The sequence below is a fragment of the Sphingobium sp. GW456-12-10-14-TSB1 genome, from assembly GCF_059424385.1.
The window spans coordinates 1,021,654-1,042,541 of sequence record NZ_JBWKZI010000002.1 but is presented as its reverse complement, the minus strand read 5'-3'; the positions used below and the strand labels follow the sequence as shown (position 1 = coordinate 1,042,541).

At 59.2% G+C, this 20,888-nt stretch carries 19 protein-coding genes and 1 pseudogene; 16 read left to right on the top strand and 4 right to left on the bottom strand.

All coding sequences use genetic code 11. The annotated features are described in order from the left end of the window. Positions 1-252 precede the first annotated feature (252 nt). Positions 253-1,440, top strand: coding sequence for an acyl-CoA dehydrogenase family protein (locus tag AC07X9_RS21920; protein WP_017181290.1), 1,188 nt, complete (start codon positions 253-255; stop codon positions 1,438-1,440). 65 nt (positions 1,441-1,505) lie between these two features. On the opposite strand, the gene AC07X9_RS21915 is transcribed toward AC07X9_RS21920, so the two are convergent. Further along, positions 1,506-2,456: a LysR family transcriptional regulator gene (locus tag AC07X9_RS21915; RefSeq protein WP_241763570.1), complete on the bottom strand. Its 951-nt coding sequence runs from the start codon at positions 2,454-2,456 to the stop codon at positions 1,506-1,508. A gap of 209 nt (positions 2,457-2,665) precedes the next feature. Here AC07X9_RS21915 and AC07X9_RS21910 point away from each other — a divergent pair, with 209 nt between their 5' ends. Further along, positions 2,666-4,033, top strand: a complete 1,368-nt coding sequence (locus AC07X9_RS21910; protein WP_086486360.1) for an aminotransferase — start codon at positions 2,666-2,668, stop codon at positions 4,031-4,033. 63 nt (positions 4,034-4,096) lie between these two features. Then, positions 4,097-5,281, top strand: a complete 1,185-nt coding sequence (locus AC07X9_RS21905; RefSeq protein WP_017181287.1) for an MFS transporter — start codon at positions 4,097-4,099, stop codon at positions 5,279-5,281. 105 nt (positions 5,282-5,386) lie between these two features. On the opposite strand, the gene AC07X9_RS21900 is transcribed toward AC07X9_RS21905, so the two are convergent. Beyond that, positions 5,387-6,190 carry an SDR family NAD(P)-dependent oxidoreductase gene (locus tag AC07X9_RS21900; RefSeq protein ID WP_017181286.1) on the bottom strand — a complete coding sequence of 268 codons (804 nt, stop codon included), beginning with the start codon at positions 6,188-6,190 and terminating at the stop codon, positions 5,387-5,389. Then, positions 6,187-6,924: a 2-keto-4-pentenoate hydratase gene (locus AC07X9_RS21895; protein ID WP_255209707.1), complete on the bottom strand. Its 738-nt coding sequence runs from the start codon at positions 6,922-6,924 to the stop codon at positions 6,187-6,189. The genes AC07X9_RS21900 and AC07X9_RS21895 overlap by 4 nt, the downstream gene beginning before the upstream one ends. A gap of 229 nt (positions 6,925-7,153) precedes the next feature. Here AC07X9_RS21895 and AC07X9_RS21890 point away from each other — a divergent pair, with 229 nt between their 5' ends. The 13 genes and pseudogenes from AC07X9_RS21890 to AC07X9_RS21830 all read left to right on the top strand — a co-directional run bounded on the left by AC07X9_RS21890 (position 7,154) and on the right by AC07X9_RS21830 (position 19,173). Then, positions 7,154-8,662 (top strand): aldehyde dehydrogenase family protein, encoded by a 1,509-nt coding sequence (locus AC07X9_RS21890; protein ID WP_017181284.1) that lies wholly within the window; start codon positions 7,154-7,156, stop codon positions 8,660-8,662. Positions 8,663-8,708: 46 nt separating this feature from the next. Then, positions 8,709-9,743: a WD40/YVTN/BNR-like repeat-containing protein gene (locus AC07X9_RS21885; protein ID WP_241763569.1), complete on the top strand. Its 1,035-nt coding sequence runs from the start codon at positions 8,709-8,711 to the stop codon at positions 9,741-9,743. Next, on the top strand, positions 9,730-10,218 hold the full coding sequence (locus AC07X9_RS21880; RefSeq protein WP_017181282.1) for a VOC family protein: 489 nt from the start codon (positions 9,730-9,732) through the stop codon (positions 10,216-10,218). The genes AC07X9_RS21885 and AC07X9_RS21880 overlap by 14 nt, the downstream gene beginning before the upstream one ends. 67 nt (positions 10,219-10,285) lie before the next feature. Next, positions 10,286-10,891, top strand: coding sequence for an amino acid synthesis family protein (locus tag AC07X9_RS21875; protein ID WP_017181281.1), 606 nt, complete (start codon positions 10,286-10,288; stop codon positions 10,889-10,891). An 18-nt stretch (positions 10,892-10,909) separates the two neighbouring features. Next, positions 10,910-11,818, top strand: coding sequence for an alpha/beta fold hydrolase (locus AC07X9_RS21870; protein WP_241763568.1), 909 nt, complete (start codon positions 10,910-10,912; stop codon positions 11,816-11,818). Positions 11,819-11,833: 15 nt separating this feature from the next. Continuing rightward, entirely contained in the window at positions 11,834-13,423 is a 1,590-nt protein-coding gene (locus AC07X9_RS21865) for an acetolactate synthase large subunit (protein WP_086486361.1), read from the top strand. Continuing rightward, positions 13,420-14,205, top strand: coding sequence for an SDR family oxidoreductase (locus tag AC07X9_RS21860; protein WP_017181278.1), 786 nt, complete (start codon positions 13,420-13,422; stop codon positions 14,203-14,205). The genes AC07X9_RS21865 and AC07X9_RS21860 overlap by 4 nt, the downstream gene beginning before the upstream one ends. Before the next feature lie 17 nt (positions 14,206-14,222). Next, positions 14,223-14,588 carry a cytochrome b gene (locus tag AC07X9_RS21855; RefSeq protein WP_254908165.1) on the top strand — a complete coding sequence of 122 codons (366 nt, stop codon included), beginning with the start codon at positions 14,223-14,225 and terminating at the stop codon, positions 14,586-14,588. 106 nt (positions 14,589-14,694) lie between these two features. Then, on the top strand, positions 14,695-16,218 hold the full coding sequence (gene istA / locus AC07X9_RS21850; protein ID WP_086485527.1) for an IS21 family transposase: 1,524 nt from the start codon (positions 14,695-14,697) through the stop codon (positions 16,216-16,218). Beyond that, complete coding sequence (istB, locus tag AC07X9_RS21845; protein WP_069338825.1) at positions 16,208-17,014, top strand: IS21-like element helper ATPase IstB; 807 nt, start codon at positions 16,208-16,210, stop codon at positions 17,012-17,014. The genes istA and istB overlap by 11 nt, the downstream gene beginning before the upstream one ends. Before the next feature lie 102 nt (positions 17,015-17,116). Next, a pseudogene (locus AC07X9_RS21840) lies at positions 17,117-17,293 on the top strand (cytochrome b); the annotation flags it as partial. A 36-nt stretch (positions 17,294-17,329) separates the two neighbouring features. Further along, entirely contained in the window at positions 17,330-18,757 is a 1,428-nt protein-coding gene (locus AC07X9_RS21835) for an NAD-dependent succinate-semialdehyde dehydrogenase (protein WP_017181276.1), read from the top strand. Between the two features lie 26 nt (positions 18,758-18,783). Continuing rightward, positions 18,784-19,173 carry a carboxymuconolactone decarboxylase family protein gene (locus tag AC07X9_RS21830; protein ID WP_017181275.1) on the top strand — a complete coding sequence of 130 codons (390 nt, stop codon included), beginning with the start codon at positions 18,784-18,786 and terminating at the stop codon, positions 19,171-19,173. Between the two features lie 162 nt (positions 19,174-19,335). On the opposite strand, the gene AC07X9_RS21825 is transcribed toward AC07X9_RS21830, so the two are convergent. Beyond that, the gene (locus AC07X9_RS21825; protein ID WP_026002076.1) at positions 19,336-20,880 is read right to left on the bottom strand and encodes an alpha/beta hydrolase domain-containing protein; all 1,545 of its coding nucleotides are present in this window, start codon (positions 20,878-20,880) and stop codon (positions 19,336-19,338) included. Between the last annotated feature and the right edge of the window lie 8 nt (positions 20,881-20,888).

Sequence of the window (20,888 nt, the reverse complement as noted above, 5' to 3'; positions counted from 1 at the left end):
TGATCGATGGAGCCGGTTTTTCTGATTTGAGCGCTGTCAGGCAGATGAGAATGTAACATACTGAATATAGACATTAAATAATCAATCATGGACGCGCTTCATGTTGCCATCACGCAACAATCGCGAGAATTATAGCCGATTGTCAATTGAGATCGCCATGAGGTACATTGGATCAATCGTCGCAGTGATTCGCTGCCCGAAAAGGAGAGCAACGTGCCTCAGGTCCTGAAAGCCGCAAACGGATTATCGCAAATGCACCCTCTGGAAACCAGCATCACCCCGGACGCCATTGTAGAGCGCGCCCGTGCGCTCGTTCCGATCTTGCAGGAGCGTGAGGCACAGGCGATCACCAACAGGCAGGTGCCGGCGGAAACCATCGCTGCGTTTCAGGAGGCCGGCTTTTTCAAGATATTACAGCCCAAACGCTATGGCGGCTATGAAATGTCACCGGCTGTCTATTGCGAGGTGGCAAAGACGCTGGCGGAGGGCTGCATGGGCAGCGCGTGGGTCTATGGCGTCGTCGCCGTTCACAACTGGCAGCTCGCCCTGTTCGATCCACAGGCCGCAGAAGATGTCTGGGGCCAGGACCAAAGCGTGCTGATCAGTTCATCCTATATGCCAACGGGGCAGGCCAGGAAGGTGGATGGTGGATATCGGTTCAGCGGTCGCTGGGCATTTTCGAGCGGGTCGGCGCATTGTTCATGGGTGATATTGGGCGCGAACATGGTTGCAGAAGGGGGGGATGGTAAAGCCGAACCCTATAATTTCCTGCTGCCGCGCAGCGACTATACTATCGTCGATACCTGGAATGTGATGGGCCTGTGCCCGACCGGAAGCAACGATATCGTTGTGGATGACGTGTTCGTCCCGGAGCATCGCGTCCTGCGCGAACGCGACATGTTCAATCTGGATTGTCCCGGACACGCGCTCAACAGCGAAGCGCTCTATGCGATTCCGTTTGCGCAGCTTTTCAACCGGACGGTTTCGACCACGTCCATAGGTTCGCTGCGACGGGCATTGAATGTGTTTGTGGAAACGACGCGCAAGAAGCGCACGACTTATACCGGATTGAGCGTGGCGAGCGATCCGACGATCCAGAAGGCGGTCGCGGACGTGAAGCTCATATTGAGCGATCTTGAGCTGCGGCTCGCGGCGGATCTGGCGGAGTTGGAAGCCAGGGCGGTAAGTGGCGACTGGCCGATCGAGCGCCGCGCGGAATTGGGCCATAGCACCACCGCCATGGTTTCGCGCTGCGTCGAAGCAATCGACAAGCTGATGCTGTTTTCGGGAGGAAAGGCGATCTATTCTGGCAATGTCGTCCAGCGCGCTTTCCTCGATATTCACTGCGCCCGCGCGCATGTCGCCAACAATCCCTATCCCTATGCGCGCAATGTCGGCGGCCTTGCGTTCGGTTTCGACAATGATTGCATGGATTTGTGATCGGATCAGATCAACCCCGGCTTATCCTGGCCCTGCGAGGGGCCGGATACCGAGCTGAAGTGGCGTCAGGATTTCAGGTCGTGCGCGAGTGCCAGCAGGGGGGCTGAAGCGTCCGGCTTGTCAGGCCGCATATTTTCACGAACGAAATCGACGAACGCCCTGACCTTGGAAAGGGCGAAATTGCCGCGCGGGAAGATGATATGAAGCGGGATGCTTTCGCTGACCACATCGGTCAGGAGCGGTTCCAGCCGGTTCGCCGCGATGTCTTCTTCCACCAGGAAGCGAGGCAGGTAGCTGATGCCGAGACCTTGAAGCGCGGCCTCGCGCGCCATGCGAACCGAATTGCTGGTCAGCGGGCCGCGATTGACGGTAACCGAAACATCATCGGAAAGTCGCCATTCGCCCACTTTCGAGAGATGGGTTTCAATGATGAAAGTGTGATCCTTCAGATCATGCGGCGTATGCGGCTTGCCGGTCTTGGCGAGATAGGCCGGCGCTGCGATCAAAGCCATCGGATAATCCCGAAGCAGCACATATTCAAAGCTGGAGTCAGGTGGATCGCCCATCCAGAAGGCCACGTCGAAACGACCTTTGAGCATTCCGACATGGCTGTCCGACAAGTTGAGGAACAGGCGTACGTCGGGATAGGTTTGCAGGAATCTGGGTATTATCGCCGTCAGGTCGAACAGCGAGGAAACGACGGGCGCATTGACCTTGAGATCGCCGCGAGGCTTTGACACCATCCCGGTGATGATCTGATTTGCCTCGTTCACCTCATCGACAATTCTGGCGCAGCGCGCATACATTTCGCGTCCGGCAGGGGTCAGCGAAACGGAACGCGTCGTCCGTTCCAGCAGGCGCACGCCAATGCTTTGTTCGAGTTTGGCGATTTGGCGGCTGACGGCGGCCTTTGAATAGCCCAGCAAATTGGCGGCGTTCGAAAACCCCCCTGTGCTTACAACGGCGGCGAACGAGATCATCGCCATCACGTTACCTAGGTCCGGTCTTTCTTCCATGCCTCTCCCTCTTTCATAGAGCCAGATTAGTCAATCGGATTGCTGAAATAGGGCGAAAGCTAAAGGCGCGCTTGTTCGTAATTGTTGCGATTATGCAAAAATAATATTGTTTTGATATTCACTGTTGCGTATGCAGATGCCCATGCACGAGTGTGCGCCCACTTGAATTGCATGGCGGCGATTCGTGTTGTGGTGATCGACGGAGATTTATGATGTTTGAGAAGCTTTCCCAATCCTCGCAGCGTGACGTGAGCAGCCAGTTTCATCCGTTCACATCGATCAACGATCTGAAGGCTGAAGGCACGATGATGATGGAATCGGGCTCCGGCGTGCGGGTTCGGGACATTCACGGCAAGGAATATCTTGATGGGATGGCCGGCCTTTGGTGCGTGAACCTTGGCTATGGGCGCAAGGAAATCTCCGAGGCGATTGCACGTCAAAGCGAGAAGCTTTCGTTTTTCCACACCTTCAACGGCATGAGCACGGATGTTGTGGGCGAATGCGCGGAGGCGCTGCTGGCGCGCGCGCCGGTGCCCATGTCTCGCATCTTCTTCGGTACGTCGGGAAGCGATGCGAACGAAACGCAGCTCAAGATCATCTGGGTTTACAACAATTTGCGCGGGAAGCCTGAAAAGAAGAAGGTCATTGCGCGCTGGAATGCCTATCATGGCTCCGGCGTCGCCACGGCCAGCCTGACCGGCCTGCCGGGCATGCATAATCTGTTCGATTTGCCCAAGGGGCCGATCCTGCATGTCAGCGCCCCCTATTATTACCGAAAGGCGCCTGACGGCATGTCCGAGCGGGAATTTTCCCGCCAGCTCGCCAAGGAACTGGAAGATGTGATCGAGCGGGAAGGCGCGCATACCATCGCCGCATTTTTCGCAGAGGCCGTAATGGGCGCTGGTGGTCTCATTCCGCCGCCCGAAGGCTATTTTGAAGAGATCATGCCGATCCTCAAGAAGAATGACATTCTGCTGATCGCGGACGAAGTGGTTTCGGGCTTTGGTCGTCTGGGCACCTATTGGGGCAGCCAGACATATGGATATGAACCCGACCTCATTACCTCCGCCAAGGGGGTGACGTCAGGCTATTTCCCCATGTCGGCCGTGTTCATTTCTCCCAAGGTTTGGGACGTTCTGGACTCCGGCGCGGACAAGATCGGCGTATTTGGCCATGGTTACACCTATTCGGCCCATCCTGTCGGCGCGGCGGCCGCGCTGGCCGCGCTCAAGCTGATCGATGAGCTCAAGGTGGTTGAAAATGTAGCCGATGTTGGCCCCTACATGATGCAGGGCTTGCGCGACCGGTTGGGCCAGCATCCCCATGTCGGCGATATTCGGGGCCAGGGCCTGATGCTGGGCATCGAACTGATGCAGGACCGTGAGACAAAGCAAATCCTGCCGCCGGAAAATCGCACCGGGCGTCAGGTTCTCAAAGCGGCGGCGCAACGGGGGCTGATCACCCGCGCATTGGGCGACACGCTTGTCTTCGCCCCGCCGCTCGTACTCACGCGTGCGGAAGCCGACGAGATCGTCGACAAATTCGCGCTGGCCGTCGACGATGTTTTGAAAGCCTGATCGCATAACGGCCGTCCAGACTTTCTGGGCGGCCCGTTCACTAAACCTTGGGAATGGGGCGACATGGAGCTTAACACGGCGATTTCGGGCCTGGGCGCTGCGGAACAAGGCGCGGAACGCCTGACCAGAGGCGGACTGATTTCTGCAATATTGCTTGGGCTGGTCGGCGCGGTCGTGATTTTCGTGACGCCCGGTTTCCTGGCGGTAATAGCGCAGAAAACCGGGTTTAACGACGACCAGCTGGGTTATCTGGCGGCCTGGGACATCAACGCCATGGGCGTGACGATCGGCCTCAGCACATTTGCTTTGTCCAGAGTGCCCTGGCGTGTGGCCGTAGGTCTTGGCCTGGCGCTCATAATAAGCGGAAATATTTTAACGGCAGCCGTTGTCAGTTTTCCGGCCATGGCCGCCGCGCGGGTCGTGGCCGGGGCAGGGGAAGGAATTGCGATAGGCTTTGCCTTTGCAGCTTTGGGCCGCGCGAAAAATCCGGATCGGGCGTTTGCCATATATCTGGTGACCGGCGCCGCATTGAGCTCGCTGTTTCTCTACTTTCTTCCCGCGTTGATGGCGATGTTCGCGCCAAGCACCATTTTCATCGCCAATGCAGGGCTTACGGCTCTCGTGCTGCTCTCGCTACGGGCCTTTCCCGACGGCAGCAAGGATGAGCCGGACATATTCGCGGCGGGCGGCGGCAAGCTGGACCTGCGGGTGGCATCCGGCGCGCTTGTCGGCGTGTTTCTGCTCTTCTTCGCCATGGGCGGGGTGTGGAGCTATGCCGAGCGCATCGGCCAGTTGAGCCGTTTGACGGACAACGCCATTGCCAGCGGGCTGTCCATTGGAACCATGGCGGGCGTCGTCGGGGCAGGGCTGGCAGGTGTCCTGCCGCGCCGCTGGGGACGGAGCTGGCCGTTGATATTCAGCGGGTTGATCGGCACCATCAGCTTTCTGTTGTTCCGCGACCAGGTTTCGAGCACGGCCTATATCCTGGCCTGTGCGATGATGTTGTTCAGCTGGAATTTCGCGCAGCCGCTTTTGTCAGGAATATGCTCGGAAGCCTGCAAACGCGGACGCGTGGTGTGCGCAATGGCGTCGATCCAGACATTTGGCACGGGGCTGGGCCCCGCTGCTGCGGCGGCTAGCCTGATCACGGGATCTTTTGCGGTCATGATCTATGCCGCAAGTCTCATATTGGCGCTCAGCATCATTGTCACAATTTCGACTGCACAATGGGGACGCAGCCCCGCATGAGGGAGATGGCGGGCATATAGTCCCGCATAACGACGCGCCGATGCGTTGCGATCATCGTCCGACGGTTGAAAACGGGCTGCCCCTCTCAGGGCAGCCCATTGCCGTTTAGAGGAATATGGCGCGCGACAGGCCGCCGTCGACGGCGATCGATTCGCCCGTGATCCCGCTGCCCAGATTGGAGCACAGGAACACGATCGGATCGGCTACTTCTTCCACTTCGAGCATGCGTTTCAGCGCGGCCGGATCACCGGCTTCGCGCGCGACGATCGCATCGACCGTGGTGCCTTCCTCGGCCGCCATTTCGGCGAACCATTCCTCGATATGTTCGGTCCGGGTGACGCCGGGGTGAATGATGTTCACCGTGATGCCATCCTTGCCCACTTCGTCCGACAGCGTCTTTGTGAAATGGACGAGCGCTGTATTGCGCATGCCCGACAGCGCTTCGGTGCAGCGCGCGGTCAACCCGCCAACATTGACGATCCGTCCCCAGCCAGCCTTGCGCATGTAAGGGACGCACGCCTTTGCCGTGCGGAAATAGCCGAACAATTTTGTATTGAGGTCCAGCATGAGCGCATCTTCGTCCGCTTCCTCAATGGCATTGCGCACCAGTCCGCCCGGCGCTGCGGCGCAATTCACCAATATGTGAACGGCACCGAATTTTTCCACTGCGATATCGACAAGCGCCTGAACCGATTCCTTGGACGTGGTGTCGGTTGGAACCGCGATGATCTCGCCACCTGTTTCGTCACGCAATTGCTGCGCTGCCGCTTCAAGCTTCGAAGCGGTACGCGCAGCGATCACTACCTTGACGCCGGCAAGCGCCAGCTTGCGCGCCGTTTCCTTGCCAATGCCAACGCCACCCCCTGTGATGACGGCAACCTTGCCTTCAATACCAAGTTTCAAATTCATAACGACTGGTCCTTCTCGTCTGACGGAATGAGGGAGATACGGGCCGCAGGTGCGCCGTCGAAGCTGACGCTTATAGTGTCTCCTGCGAAAATCTCGGTCGCGCCGGTCGTGGTGCCCGATGCGATCAACTGTTCTTTCTTCAAATTGTCATTTTCGTTTTCGCGCAACCAGTTGGCCAGCCAGACGACAGCATCAAGCGGGTTGCCCAAAACTCTTGCGGTCGAGCCTTCGACAGGCGCCTCGTCATTGCGGCTGAGCTTGGCTGGCATATCGGCAAACCTGTCTTCCCACTGCGACGACAGTTTGCCGCCGAGCACAAGGCCGTAGGCATTGACATTGTCGGCGATCAGCAGGGGCAGCGATTGGTGATCGTCGGTAAAACGGGAAAAGACGATCTCGATGCCGGTATAAATCCCCTTGAGCGCCGCGCAGATGTCGGCCCGTGTATAGGGCCTGTCCACCACCGGCAGATCGCTGCCCATTTCGAACACCAGTTCTGCCTCCGCATATATTTCCGGCACGACCGCGAAAATCTGGCTGCGGTCCGAAAATATCGCGCTGGCCGGAAGGCGACCCACGGTTGGCTCGGCAGCGCCGAACGCGTCCTGCGGGGCCTTGCCGGTCAGGCCCAGTTTCCACACCATGATGGGTTGACCAGTCCGGGCGTGGATTCTGCGCTGAATGGCATACGCCTCGTCAACGCTCGGAAATTGCTGGGGCAGGGGCGTCGACATTCGCCTTTCCCCGGTGGCCGCGAGCAGTGCCCTTTCAAGATCGAAATTGTTGTCCTGCACCATGATTCCTTCGGTCTGAACGTCTTTGGCATTGTCGTGCATATGCAACAAATAATCTGATAAATCTATAATTGTTTACATTGTGTCGATCCGCTATTAGATGGATGGAATCGCTCAGGCGTCAAGGCGCCGCGGGCAGAACAGGTTTCAGCAATTGAGGGTCAAGGCCATGTCAGAACAGTCTACAGCATATGCAAAGGCCGAAGCGCTTCGCTCTGATCTCGGCAAAACGCCCCGCGGGCTGATTATCGATGGGAAATCGGTGCAGGCGCAGTCGGGCAAGACCTTCGCCACCGTAAATCCTGCGACGGGCCAGGAAATTTGCCAGGTGGCAGAAGGTGGCGTAGCCGACGTCGATCTGGCGGTCAAAGCCGCGCGCAAGGCGCTGGTCGATCCCAGCTGGCGCGACATGAGCGCAGTGGATCGCTCCAAATTGCTGAATCGTCTGGCCGATCTGATCGAGCGCGATGCAGCAGAGTTGGCCGTTCTTGAGTGCATGGACAATGGCAAGCCGGCAACGCTGACCCAGGCCGTCGAAATCGAAGGTTCGATCAAGACCTTCCGCTATTATGCCGGTTGGCCGACGAAATTTGGCGGTGAAACGCTGCCGGTATCGCCCCGCAGCGGCGCGAAAATCCTGAATTATACGGTGCGCGAGCCGGTGGGCGTTTGCGGACTGATTGTGCCGTGGAATTATCCCATGTCGATGGCGGCATGGAAAGTGGCCCCGGCGCTGGCAGCAGGTTGTACCGTTATCCTCAAGCCAGCCGAGCAAACCCCGCTGACGGCCCTGCGGCTGGCTGAACTGGCTCTGGAGGCCGGTATTCCTGCTGGCGTTTTCAATGTCATAACCGGCTTTGGCGAAGCGGGTGCGGCACTGGTCGACCATCCAGGCGTGGACAAGGTAGCCTTCACCGGGTCGACCGCTGTCGGCAAGGCGATCGTGCGCGGCTCTACCGTCAATCTCAAGAAGGTCAGTCTCGAACTGGGTGGAAAATCTCCGCAGATCGTCCTGCCTGACGCTGATCTCGATGCCGCCGCGGCATCTGTAGCGGCGGGGATATTCTTCAATCAGGGGCAGACCTGCACCGCAGGTTCGCGGCTGTATGCGCATGCCTCGATCCATGACGATCTTCTGGCACGGGTTGCTGACCATGCGGCGCGGCTCACGATCGGCAATGGTCTGGACCCGAGCGTGAATTTCGGTCCGCTGGTGTCACAGGAGCAATGGGACCAGGTGAGCGGCTATGTCGAAATCGGGAAGAATGAAGGGGCTGAAATCCTGATCGGTGGCGGTCGGCCAAAAGCCCATGGCGAGGGTTTCTTCTTTGAACCCACGATCATGGCAAATGCGGGCCGTGACATGCGCATCGTGCGAGAGGAAATCTTCGGCCCGGTGTTGAGCGCGCTGAGCTGGTCGGACCCCGAAGATCTGGTGGCGCAGGCGAATGATTCCGATTTCGGCCTTTCGGCAGGAATTTGGACGAACGACCTCAAGCAGGCGCACCGCCTAGCCGGAGCGGTCAAGGCCGGGACGGTCTGGATCAACTGTTTCAATCTTGTCGACAATGCCACGCCATTTGGCGGCTTCAAGCAGTCCGGCTGGGGGCGTGAGCATGGTCGCCAGGCGATGGAGCTCTACACCGAGATCAAGAGCATCTGGGTCAATCTGAGCTGAACGGCGTCGGACTATAGCAAGCATCGATAGAATAGCAGGAGACCTCATGAGCAGGACCATGATAGTTGCAACCGATGGGCAGGCGATCATTCGCACCCATGACGAGGGCAAGCATTGGTATCGGATCAATATCGGGCAGGATCTGGAATATGACGACCGGGTTCGCTGCCTGCTGATTGATCCCGCCAATCCCGAAGCGCTGTTTGCCGGGGCGGAAAAAGGTTTGTTCTACAGCGCTGACCATGGCGTTCACTGGAGCAGGATTGATTGTGCGCTGAACGGTCTTGCCGTGTGGAAGCTGGTGGTGAGCGAGAGTGATCCGAAGGTGATCTATGCCGGCACTGGCGCCCCTTCGCGCGCTATCCTGTTCCGTTCGCGCGATGGCGGAAAGAGCTGGGAACGCACGCCGCTGGAAATGCCGGAGTTTTGCGCGGGCGTGAATCGCCCCCGCATGCTGGCGCTTGCCGTCGACCCGGCCGATTCCAATGATGTTTGGGCAGGGGTTGAAGAAGGCGGCCTGTACCGCAGCCGCGATGGTGGCGATACGTGGCAACGCATCGATACGAGCTGGTCGGAATTTGGTGGCAATTCCGATCTGCATGACATCGTTATTCTGAAGCAGGACGATGGAACGACAGTGCATCTCGCGCTCACCGTCATCGCGCTCTATCGTTCCACCGACAATGGCGAGACCTGGGTCCGTCTGCCTGCCAAGGAAAGTTGGGGCCTGCGCTATTCGCGACTGCTGATGCGCAAGCCTGGCAGTAATCGGGAGATTGCATTGGGAATTGGTGACGGGACGCCCGGCACCACGGCCGCGATACTGACATCGGACGATGCTGGCCTGACCTGGACGAAGGCGGAACTCGACCGCCCTTCAAACTCCTGCATGTGGGCATTCGGCGCAAATCCGGCCGATCCTGATTTCATGCTGGCGGGAAGCAAATTCGGTTATCTGTATCTCTCGACAGATGCCGGAAAATCCTGGGCAAAGGAATGGCGCGAGTTCAACGAGATTACGGATCTGACCTGGATACCTGGAATTCCTGAAGATTTGGGGTTGCCGCATGTCACAAACTGAAACCTCCCCGATCCGGGTGGAGAAGATCGCCCATATCGTATTGTTCGTGAAGGACCCCGAACTCTCCGCGCAATGGTATAGCGACATCCTCAACATGAAGATCGTCGCTCGTGCCGCCGATGGCCCGTATAAGGGCGGCGTATTTTTGAGCTTCGGGGTCAGCGACCACGATATTGCGCTGTTTCCGGCAGAAGAAGGCGCGACCACAGGCAAAGAGTTTGAGCATGTCGGCCTGATGATGGCTGGCACGAGCATGGACGATTTGCGGCGGAACTACGCTTTTTTCGCGGAGCGTGGCGTCAAGATCGCCGAAATCCTGGACCATGGGGTTTCGACCGGGATCTATTTCTATGATCCTGACGGGCACATGCTGGAAGTGTTCTGCCAGCGCGTTCCCCAGGAAACCGGAGCCTCGCAGGCTGAACTGACCCGCAATCAGGGGCAGGCCGATCCGGTAGATCCGAGCCAACTTTAGCAGCGGTCGGCGAACTGGACCGCCAAGCCAACACACTTTGCCAAACGGCAGAGGCAGGGAGAATGACATGAAGACGTATGAGCCGAACTTCGGCGCTTTCCACATCCGCAAATGGTTCAGCCAGGTGGAAGAAATCTGGGCCGGTGAAACAGGCGCTCCTGCAGATGGCCAGCCTTTGGTCAAATATATGATCGGCGCGTGCATCAAGAACCCCTATGCCGGCCAGTTTGTCGAGGATCTTTCGGCCTGGATCGATGCCTCCCCGGAACTGGGCACGGAAATCGGGCGACGGCTGAATGCGCTGTCGGGTGGTGCCAAGATCGAAAGCTACGGCAAGGCGATCATGGTCGGCATCGATGGTGAGTATGAGCATGGCAATGCCCTGCTGACCAACCCGGCGGCCAATCCGGTCCGTGATGCAGTGGGCGGCGGCGCGTCATGGGTTCCCTCGACGGGCAAGCGCGGCGTTCCGGGCACTATTCTCGACATTCCCTTCGGCCACAAGGATGCTCTCTACGTTCGTTCGCATTACGACACGATGAGCGTTTCCTTCGATGATGCGCCCAATCGTGACGAAGTGATCGTTTGCTGGGCATTTGCCACGCGCGGACGGCTGAATGCGCGCCTGGGCGGCCTCAAGGCCGAAGATGCCGAAGGCAACGGACTGACCTGACGCATGAGCATCCAGACGATGACAGACCAAGGCCAGGCTCCGCTTCCCGTCGCGACGCTTGACAGGGAGCGGACCCGCCGCATTTCGAGCGGCACGTTGGATCTATATGTGCGTGAATGGGGTGACCCGGAAGCGCCAGCCATGCTGTTGCTGCATGGCTTGCGAGGCTATTCCGGGACATGGCGCAAGCTGGCATCGTCTCTGGCCGATCGCTGGCACATGATTGCGTTCGACGCGCGTGGCCGGGGGGAAAGCGACTGGGATGCGGAGCGCAACTATTATACCGACGCCTATCTTGGCGATCTGGAAGCGGTTGCCGATGCCCTGAAGCTCGATCGCTTCGTGCTGGTCGGTCATTCGATGGGCGGAACGACATCCTATTGCTACGCCGCCAAGCATCCGGATCGGTTGCTGGCTTTGGTCGTGGAAGACATCACTGCCGGTTCTTCGGTATCGGGTGCCGGGTTTGAACGGATCGTCGCAGAAATGGCTGCGTTGCCAACACGCTTTGCCGACTGGGCGGAGGCCCGCGCCTATTGGCGCAAGCTGCGGCCCAACGTGTCTGATGCAGCCATCGAGGAACGATTGTTTGAATCGATGCGGGCAGACGACAGCGGTTCGGTGGTATGGCGTTATGATGCGGATGGTATTGCGGCGACCCGCATTCAACCTGATCCATCGCGCGTGGTTGATCTGCACCCGGTGATTGCCGCGATCCGTACCCCCACTCTGGTGATCCGGGGCGGGCGATCGGATTTTTGCAACCTCGATAAGGTGAGGGAGCTGGAAGCCGGCAACCCCAGGCTCGCACATGCCAGCGTGGCTGAAGCCTCCCATTATGTTCATGACGATGCACATGAAAGTTTCATGCGCCTTGTCGAAGGTTTCCTTGCCGGCCTGAAGGTCGGTGGGGCGGCGCTTGGCTGACAGGAAAGAGATATTATGAACGTTCAAAGCGAAGCAAAAGCGCCCGTCAGCGGGCGCCTGGGCGCCGATCTTTTGCTCGACAGCCTGTATGAAGGCGGCGCGCGCATTTGTTTCGCCAATCCTGGGACGACCGAATTGGGGCTGGTCAGTGCGCTGGCGCGTGACGGACGGTTGCGCTGCGTTCTCAGCCTGTTTGAAGGCGTGTGTACAGGCGCGGCCGATGGCTATGCCCGCGTTTCGGGACAAGTGCCGCTGACCCTGCTGCATCTGGGGCCTGGCTTTGCCAATGGCATCGCCAATCTCCACAATGCGCGCCGCGCGGGTTCGCGGATCATCAACCTGATCGGTGATCATGCGACATGGCATCTGGCCTATGACGCGCCGCTGACGTCGGACATTGTCTCGCTGGCACAACCTGTATCCCGTCAGGTCATCTCCCTCGCAAAGCCTGATGCGATCGCTGATGATGTGCGACAGGCGTTCGCGGCGACCAATCTGGCGGAAGGTGGCGCTGCAACGCTGATTTTCCCGACCGATGTGGTTGATGCCCCGGCGCCTGACAACGGAAACACAGTAGGGTTCGTGCCGTACCAGCTGACTTCGGTGGGGGACGACAGGATCAAATCAGCGGTGGCCGCGCTGTCCGAACCGGGCGAAACCATCGTCCTGCTGGGGGGCAGCGCACTCACCGAAGCCGGGATTCGTGCCGGGGCCGCGCTCGCCGCCGCTCTGGGCGGACGGTTGCTGATGGAACCCTATCCGGGGATCGTAACGCTGGGTGGGGATCTGCCGAAAGTGGAGCGTCAGGCCTATTTCCCCGATGATGTCATCGCACAAATGGGCGATGCCCGCGTCGTGCTGGCTGGCGCGCGCATGCCGATCAGCTATTTCGGCTATGAAGGCTGGTCCAGCCAGCTGGTGCCCGACGAAAGGTTGGTGCGCCTGGCTGCGCCTGGCGAGGATGCCGTTGCCGCGCTGGTCGCGCTTGCCAGTCAGGTTGGCGGTGAGCCAGCGCCCGCGCCTGCGCCGATGGAGGCGGTCTGCTCGCCCGAAGCGGACGCAGCTTTAACGCCGGTATCGGTGGTGGAGGAACTGCTGGTCCAGTTGCCGCAGGACGCGGTGATTTCACTTGAAGGGTCAACTCTGGGCGGCCCCTGGCTGCGCAACGCGCATCGCGCGAAGCGGCACCGGGTGATGACGAATACCGGAGGCGCGATTGGGCAGGGGCTGCCTTGCGCGGTCGGCGCTGCGCTAGCGCAGCCTGACGCCCGTATCGTTGCTCTTCAGTCCGATGGCAGCGCACAATATACGTTGCAATCGCTTTGGACGATGGCGCGAGAGGGGCTGAAGGTCACGATCATCATCGCCGCCAATCATCGCTACGCGATCCTGCAGACCGAACTTAATCGGGCCGAAGTGCCGCTCGATGACAAGATTGTCGCCGATCTGACGAAACTGGACAGTCCCAAGGTCGATTGGGTCGCGTTGGCCAAAGGCTATGGTGTCGAGGCGATCCGCGCCACGACGAATGGAGAGCTGTCTGCGGCACTACGCCATGGCCTGACGCTTGATGGGCCGTTGCTGATACAGGCAGAATTGCCATGAGCGGCAGCCAGCGGGTTGCGATCCTGACCGGCGGCAGCGGCGGACTGGTTCCCGGCATCGCCGATCAACTGGCCAATGCCGGCTTTACGATTGTCTTGACGGCGCGTGGCGAGACGGCGCTGGAGGCTGCGGCGGCGCGGTTGAGGGAGAGCGTCGACACGCCTGTCGTCGCGATTGCGTCCGACGCCCGCGATGCCACCGCCACCAAAGCCCTTGCCGAAACGGTCGTCGATCGGTTCGGTCGCATCGATGTGCTGGTCAACGCGGCAGCAAGCTCTACGCCCATCGGCGGCGCTATCGAAGACGTCGATATTGATGCGTTGATTGCCGATGTCGACGTGAAGGTGGGCGGATATTTGCGTTACGCGCAGGCGGTCGTCCCCGCGATGAAGCGACAGGGGGCGGGACATATCGTCAATATCGGCGGGCTGACCGGGCGGTCGAGCGACACTTTGAGTGGTCTGCGCAATGCCGCGGTCGCCCATTTGACAAAGGTACTTTCCGATCAGCTCGGGCGGTTTCGCATTTCGGTGAATGTCGTCAATCCCGGCATCGTCCGGACGCCTCACCTGGACGAGTTGTTTGCCGAAATGGCCGAGGAACGCGATGTTACCGCAAAGGACATCGAGGCCGAATTCGTCCATGACATCCCGACGGGTGAAATCCTGTCTCCTGCCCAGGTCGGGCAATTCATTGCCTTTCTGGCAAATGCGCAGAGTCCTTCGATAACCGGGCAATCCCTGACTATCGATGGAGGCTATTCGCGAGGCGTTTACCTCTAGAGGATCGGGAAAAGGTCATGCAGGAAGACACTGGACGGAAAAGTCCCAAATATCCGCTCTCCATGCGCATTTTGCATTGGCTCCGAGCGGTCATCATTCTGGGCCTGATCTGGTCGGGCTGGTATATGACCAGCTTGCCGGACAGCACTCCGATAGCGAAATTCGAATTTTTCTATCCCAATCATAAGCAATTCGGCGTCCTGGCCTGGCTGCTGGCGGTGCTCCACCTACTTATTCGCTGGCAGAAGCGGCGGGTGTTGCCGCAAACCCCGGACGGTCTGACCGGCTGGGAACGAATGTTATCGCATGCGGTCCACCGTTTGATCATGACATTGACACTGCTGATCCCGATTTTTGGCTATTCAATGTCCTCCAGCTGTTGATTTCCACTGAGAAGTGACCCGGGTAGGGCGTAAATTTCCACTGAGAATTGACCCATGTTGAACTCGTCCCTGGCTTTGGCAAGCGAGGGTATATGGAGTGTTGGACATGGCGTTATTGAGCGTTATCCGGCGCTGGCATTTTCGCGATCATCTACCGATCCGAGAGATAGCGCGGCGCACCGGACTATCACGCAACACGATCCGCAAATATTTGCGGTCCGAGACGATCGATCCGCGATTCAAGGTGCCTGATCGACCAAGCAAACTGGATCCATTTGCTGAGCATCTGGCGGCCTGGCTGCGGCGCGAGATGGGCCGATCGCGCAAGCAGAAGCGCACGATCAAGCAGTTTCACGCCGATCTGGTGAGCCTGGGTTATGAAGGATCCTACAACCGGGTTGCCGCTTTTGCTCGGGACTGGCGCGAAGATTATCGGCGCCAGCAACAGATTGGCGGGCGTGGGACATTCGTGCCCCTGTCGTTCGCGCCGGGGGAAGCTTTCCAGTTTGATTGGAGCGAGGACTGGGCAATCATTGCCGGGGTTCGGACCAAGCTGCAGGTCGCGCATTTCAAGCTCAGTTACAGCCGGGCATTCATCGTGCGCGCCTACCTTCTGCAAACCCATGAGATGCTGTTCGACGCCCATAATCACGCCTTCCGCGTGCTGGGCGGCGTGCCGCGCCGGGGTATCTATGACAATATGCGCACGGCGGTCGACAAGGTCGGGCGTGGTAAGGAACGCACCGTCAACGCACGCTTCCTGACGATGGTCAGCCACTATCTGTTCGAAGCCGAGTTCTGTAACCCGGCTGCGGGATGGGAAAAGGGGCAGGTCGAGAAGAATGTCCAGGATGCGCGGCACCGTCTGTGGCAACCCACGCCGCAGGCCGAGAGCCTTGATGCGCTGAACCTGTGGCTGGAGGAGCGCTGCAAGGCGTTATGGGAGGACATCTCTCACGGGATCGAACCCGGGTCGGTTGCCAATGCCTGGGCCGATGAATCTGAGTGTCTGATGGTTGCGGGCAGGCCCTTCGATGGTTTTGTGGAATATCGCAAACGGGTATCGCCGACGTGCCTCATCCACTTTGAGCGCAATCGCTACAGCGTACCGGCCTCTTTCGCCAATCGCACTGTCAGCCTGCGCGTCTATCCTGATCGCTTCCAGGTCGTCGCCGAGGGGCAGCCAATCTGCGCGCATCAGCGCATCATCAACCGCTCTCACGACGGTCCAGGTCATACGGTTTATGACTGGCGTCATTATCTGGCGGTCGTGCAGCGCAAACCCGGCGCCCTGCGCAACGGAGCGCCCTTCCTTGAGCTACCCGATGCGTTCCAGCGTCTGCAGCGACATCTGTTGCGCAATCCTGGCGGCGACAGGGAAATGGTCGAAATACTGGCGCTGGTTCTTCATCATGATGAGCAACTGGTGCTGACGGCGGTCACCATGGCGCTGGAGGCTGGCGTTCCGACCAAGACCCATATCCTCAATCTGCTCTATAGGCTGGTCGACGGAAAACCGATCTCCACGCCGCCGGTGACGGCGCCCCAGGCGCTCAAGCTGGTCAGCGAGCCGATGGCCAATGTCGAACGCTATGATGATCTGCGCAAGGAGAAGCGTCATGCGTCATGACCCTGCCAGCGGCGCCATCGTTGTCATGCTCCGCAGCCTCAAGATGCATGGCATGGCGCAGGCCGTCACCGATCTCATGGAACAGGGATCTCCAGCCTTCGAAGCCGCCATCCCGATCCTCTCCCAGTTGCTCAAAGCCGAGACAGCAGAACGGGAGGTTCGGTCTGTGGCCTATCAGCTCAAGATCGCGCGCTTCCCTGTCTATCGCGATCTGGCCGGCTTCGACTTTACCAGTAGCGAGGTCAATGAAGCTCTGGTGCGTCAGTTGCATCGCTGCGACTTCATCGACATCGCCGACAATATCGTGCTGGTCGGCGGTCCTGGCACCGGCAAGAGCCATGTGGCAACCGCGCTGGGCATCCAGGCCATCGAACATCATCGAAAGCGCGTCCGCTTCTTCTCGACGGTCGAACTGGTCAATGCGCTCGAGCAGGAAAAAGCACAGGGCAAGGCCGGTCAGATCGCCAATCGCCTCCTGCACTCCGATCTCGTTATCCTGGATGAGCTTGGATATCTGCCGTTCAGTGCTTCAGGTGGCGCGCTGCTCTTCCATCTGCTGAGCAAACTCTACGAGCGCACCAGCGTCATCATCACCACAAACCTGAGCTTCAGCGAATGGGCCACCGTGTTCGGCGACGCCAAAATGACCACGGCGCTTCTCGATCGGCTTACCCATCACTGCCACATCCTGGAGACCGGCAACGATAGCTTCCGCTTCAAAAACAGCTCTGCCAAGCAGGCCAGAACCCAAAGGAGAAAACCACGGGTTGACCCACCCATGACACCCGAAACATAATCCGCAGACGGGTCACTTCTCGATGGAAAACCCGGGTCACTTCTCAGTGGAAATCAACACTCCAGTTTTACGCAGAGCGATGGCGTTCCCTTCTTTTTCTTCGGTCATTTGCCTGAACTACTGCCAAAGAATGATGAGGCCTTTGCGTTATTTCAGGCGCTTCACGAATATGGCGCCTATCTGCTTCTGGCATTGATCGTTCTGCACGTTGCAGGTGCGGCAAAGCACCGCCTGCAAGACAAGGGCGGTGAAACCGACGTCCTGTCGCGCATGTTGTGAGACCATTTTCTTTCATTTCCTTGGAGTTCTGTCGCAATGACTGACCCGGCACTGCATTTGTTACGCCCTGAATATCTTGATCAAGGCGGGCTGAAGGTCACAAATCCGGCAGACGGGCGCGAAGTCACGACCATCCGCCGCTATAATCGCGCGGAATTGGTCGAGATCGTCGAGCGCGCTGACGCGGCACGGCATGAATGGGGCGCTCGCACGGCGAAGGAGCGCAGCGATGTGTTGCGCGCCTGGTATGATCTGATGTGCGAACATGCCGAGGCGCTGGCGATGCTGATGACGCTGGAGAGCGGCAAGCCCCTTGATGAAGCGCGCGGCGAAGTGAAATATGGCGCGGCTTTCATTGAATGGTTTTCCGAAGAAGCGCGCCGCGCCTATGGCGAGGTAATCCCGACCCATGCGTCGGGGAAGAGGATCATCACGCTGCGTCAGCCGGTCGGCACCTGTGCTGCGATCACGCCATGGAATTTCCCGCTGGCAATGATAACGCGCAAGGCTGGACCGGCGCTCGCGGCGGGATGCTCCATTGTCGTGAAACCGGCTGAACTGACGCCGCTTTCGGCGCTGGCGCTTGAAAATCTGGCGCATCAGGCCGGCGTGCCGCATGACCTGTTCCGGGTCGCCCCGGCAGTGCGGTCTTCGGAGGCTGGTGACGTGTTCTGCACCCACCCCCTTGTCCGCAAGATCAGCTTTACCGGATCGACGCAGGTCGGGAAGCTCATCATGGCTCAGGCGGCGGGGCAGGTTAAGCGCCTTAGTCTGGAGTTGGGCGGGAACGCGCCTTTCATCATATTCGATGATGCCGACATCGACCGGGCGGTCGAGGGCGCCATGGCCTCACGCTTTCGCAATGCCGGGCAGACCTGCGTCTGCGCCAACAGGTTTCTGGTTCAGGCAGGCGTTCATGACGCTTTTGTCGAACGCCTGACCGCGCGTGTCGAGGCATTGCGTGTAGGCGACGGCATCAATAACCCTTCGGGCATGGGTCCGTTGATCAGTGACAAGGATGCCGGTCGCGTCGCTGACCTGGTCAAGCAGGCGGAAATCCAGGGCGCGTCCAAGGCTGGAACAGCTCCGGACGTTCCTGAGCAGGGCGCATTTCACCCGCCTGTCGTTCTGACCGGCGTCACCACGGACATGGCGATCGCGCATGAAGAGATATTCGGGCCGGTAGCGCCCGTGATCCGCTTCACGCACGAAAGCGAGGCCATGCAGATTGCCAATGACACGCCCTTTGGCCTGGCGGCCTATGTCTACACCGCCGATTTCGCCCGGCAGTGGCGTTTTATGGAGGGGCTGGAATATGGCATGGTTGGGGTCAATGACGGTCTGATTTCGACCGAGGTCGCGCCTTTTGGTGGGGTCAAGGAATCAGGCTTTGGTCGGGAGGGATCGAGCCATGGCCTGTCGGAATATATGAACATCAAATATTGCCTTATCGGCGGGCTATAGGCTCGGCCTTGGCTCGGAGAGCGGTTATGGACGAAGATCGACTGGCCAAAGGGCTGAGCATTCGCAGCGAGGTTCTGGGCGCGGACTATGTCGCCCGTTCCATGGCGCAGGCAGATGATTTCAGCCGCCCGATGCAAGAGCTTTCGAGCAGCTATTGCTGGGGTGAGATATGGGCCCGCGATGGTTTGTCGCGGCGGGACCGCAGCCTGCTGAATCTCGGCATGATCAGTGCGCTGAACAGGCCGCACGAATTGAAGCTGCACGTCAAGGCGGCTCTGCGCAACGGTTTCACCCGCGAGGAAATTCGCGAAGCCTTGTTGCAGGTTGCGGTATATTGCGGAATTCCCGCCGGGATCGATTCTACCCGCATCGCACAGGCTGCATTCGCTGAATATGACGCGGAACTGGCTGAATAGGCAGCGTTTCTCTCTACTGCCCGCGTCGCACAGGGCCGCGAAGGAGCGTGGTTGAGTTTCCCGCTCTTGCAACGGCAGTTGCGCTGATCAGCATCGGATTTGCCGATCCGCAAATCCGATGCGACCCGTTTCCGCAGCAAGCCAAAAGCCATGTTTCGGCTGTCAGGGCGCCTTTTTCGTAAAGTCGGCGGGAGAGGCTATTGGCTCAAGTCCTTCAGCATCGCCTGGAAGCAAATATCCTGCCGATACGGATCGGCGCTTGGCGTCCTCGAACCGACGGGCATAGTTGCGATAATTGCCATAAAGAGCGCGTAGTCGCGCAGCGGAATAGGGAAGCTTTGTGTCATAGACGACGCCACAGCCGGTTTCATAGTCGGTCCAATATTCGGCGCTTGGCACCATGATCCAGGGCGGGCGTACGCCTCCCACTATATTGCCGGTTTTGGCGTCTCGCCGCACGCCCGCGCCGTCGCGCGCGACCCGGTCCGCACGAGGCATCGGCACCCCCAATCGCACCCATCGGTCAAGCGCGTCCAGCAACGCCGAGAATGGCAGTTCGGATGGCTCGTCGTAAATCTGCTGGCACCGCGGATCGTCCGGCTTTCCGCGCTCGTATGGCATGGGCTCCACTTCGCCAGTCCCCAGATCGGCTTTGCGCAAATGTGGGGTGCCCATCACCTCATAATAACGCAATTTGGGTTGGTCTGTGTCAGGCGGCAGGGTTATCTGTTCGATCGCATCATGCACCGTTTCAGACTGACTGAAAATGGTGACGAAGGGCGCGTCTGTCGGCATGTGGCGCGGCACGCGGATGCTGTCTCCCGCCACCTCGCCATAGGCGAGCTTGCCTGTCATATAGGCGTCGATCAAGGGACGTCCGTCCGGCATACGCCATTGCTGGTGTCGACCCTGATCGAGATAGTCCATCCAGATCTGGGCATTGACCGCCCAGGTGTTGACATAGACCCGTTCGACCTTGCGCCCTGCCAGGGGACCGTGCGGCAGGTTCGATTTGAGCAGCATCGCCAGTTCAGCGCTGATGCCCTGCGCTTGGGGGATGAACGGGTCTGGCTTTCCACCGCGCAGGAACTTGCCTGCGTCGAAGTAGCTGCCAAGCGGTGCATAGCGCGGATAGTCGAAGCGGCGCATGAAATCGAAATTGACGATGTCGCCATATTGCCGGGCGTCCCCGCTCTGTCCGGTTTCATCGGGCGGAAATTTCGGGTCATTGGGCGGCGTGTTGATCGACAGGGTGTAGCCGACGAACGCATATCCTTTTCGGGTGAGGTAATCGCGGGTCAATATCCAGCCGGCAGCCCGCTCCCCAAACCAGCTGAACGGTTCGATAATGACTGTACCGTTGAACCGCGCAGGATCTTTGGGCTGGCGTATCAGAAACCGGGTGATGTAGGGAGCGGTCGTGACGGTCTGACCCGTTGCTGTAATCGCGGGCGCTACGCCCGTGAGATAATATTCCGCCTCTTCATAGCCGACCTCTTCGAGATCGACATATTCGGTTCCCGCCCGCGCCGCTGAAGAAAGCGGTAGCTTTCCGCTGGGCGGGACCGGAGTGACGGTCGGCATCGGCAGCACTTCAGCGTCGGCACCGCTCGCGACCAGCAAAGCGATGGCAAGGGCCAGTGCTGTTCCGCAGGCGGGAGAGCGCCACCGTCGCTTTGTGTCGGGCAATGATGACGCTTTGCTCATAATGGCCA

Excerpts from the sequence above, each read along its gene's own strand:
- AC07X9_RS21920 (WP_017181290.1), top strand. The coding sequence starts at position 253 with ATGCACCCTCTGGAAACCAGCATCACCCCGGACGCCATTGTAGAGCGC.
- AC07X9_RS21915 (WP_241763570.1), bottom strand. The coding sequence starts at position 2,456 with ATGGAAGAAAGACCGGACCTAGGTAACGTGATGGCGATGATCTCGTTC.
- AC07X9_RS21910 (WP_086486360.1), top strand. The coding sequence starts at position 2,666 with ATGATGTTTGAGAAGCTTTCCCAATCCTCGCAGCGTGACGTGAGCAGC.
- AC07X9_RS21905 (WP_017181287.1), top strand. The coding sequence starts at position 4,097 with ATGGAGCTTAACACGGCGATTTCGGGCCTGGGCGCTGCGGAACAAGGC.
- AC07X9_RS21900 (WP_017181286.1), bottom strand. The coding sequence starts at position 6,190 with ATGAATTTGAAACTTGGTATTGAAGGCAAGGTTGCCGTCATCACAGGG.
- AC07X9_RS21895 (WP_255209707.1), bottom strand. The coding sequence starts at position 6,924 with ATGTCGACGCCCCTGCCCCAGCAATTTCCGAGCGTTGACGAGGCGTAT.
- AC07X9_RS21890 (WP_017181284.1), top strand. The coding sequence starts at position 7,154 with ATGTCAGAACAGTCTACAGCATATGCAAAGGCCGAAGCGCTTCGCTCT.
- AC07X9_RS21885 (WP_241763569.1), top strand. The coding sequence starts at position 8,709 with ATGAGCAGGACCATGATAGTTGCAACCGATGGGCAGGCGATCATTCGC.
- AC07X9_RS21880 (WP_017181282.1), top strand. The coding sequence starts at position 9,730 with ATGTCACAAACTGAAACCTCCCCGATCCGGGTGGAGAAGATCGCCCAT.
- AC07X9_RS21875 (WP_017181281.1), top strand. The coding sequence starts at position 10,286 with ATGAAGACGTATGAGCCGAACTTCGGCGCTTTCCACATCCGCAAATGG.
- AC07X9_RS21870 (WP_241763568.1), top strand. The coding sequence starts at position 10,910 with ATGACAGACCAAGGCCAGGCTCCGCTTCCCGTCGCGACGCTTGACAGG.
- AC07X9_RS21865 (WP_086486361.1), top strand. The coding sequence starts at position 11,834 with ATGAACGTTCAAAGCGAAGCAAAAGCGCCCGTCAGCGGGCGCCTGGGC.
- AC07X9_RS21860 (WP_017181278.1), top strand. The coding sequence starts at position 13,420 with ATGAGCGGCAGCCAGCGGGTTGCGATCCTGACCGGCGGCAGCGGCGGA.
- AC07X9_RS21855 (WP_254908165.1), top strand. The coding sequence starts at position 14,223 with ATGCAGGAAGACACTGGACGGAAAAGTCCCAAATATCCGCTCTCCATG.
- istA (WP_086485527.1), top strand. The coding sequence starts at position 14,695 with ATGGCGTTATTGAGCGTTATCCGGCGCTGGCATTTTCGCGATCATCTA.
- istB (WP_069338825.1), top strand. The coding sequence starts at position 16,208 with ATGCGTCATGACCCTGCCAGCGGCGCCATCGTTGTCATGCTCCGCAGC.
- AC07X9_RS21835 (WP_017181276.1), top strand. The coding sequence starts at position 17,330 with ATGACTGACCCGGCACTGCATTTGTTACGCCCTGAATATCTTGATCAA.
- AC07X9_RS21830 (WP_017181275.1), top strand. The coding sequence starts at position 18,784 with ATGGACGAAGATCGACTGGCCAAAGGGCTGAGCATTCGCAGCGAGGTT.
- AC07X9_RS21825 (WP_026002076.1), bottom strand. The coding sequence starts at position 20,880 with ATGAGCAAAGCGTCATCATTGCCCGACACAAAGCGACGGTGGCGCTCT.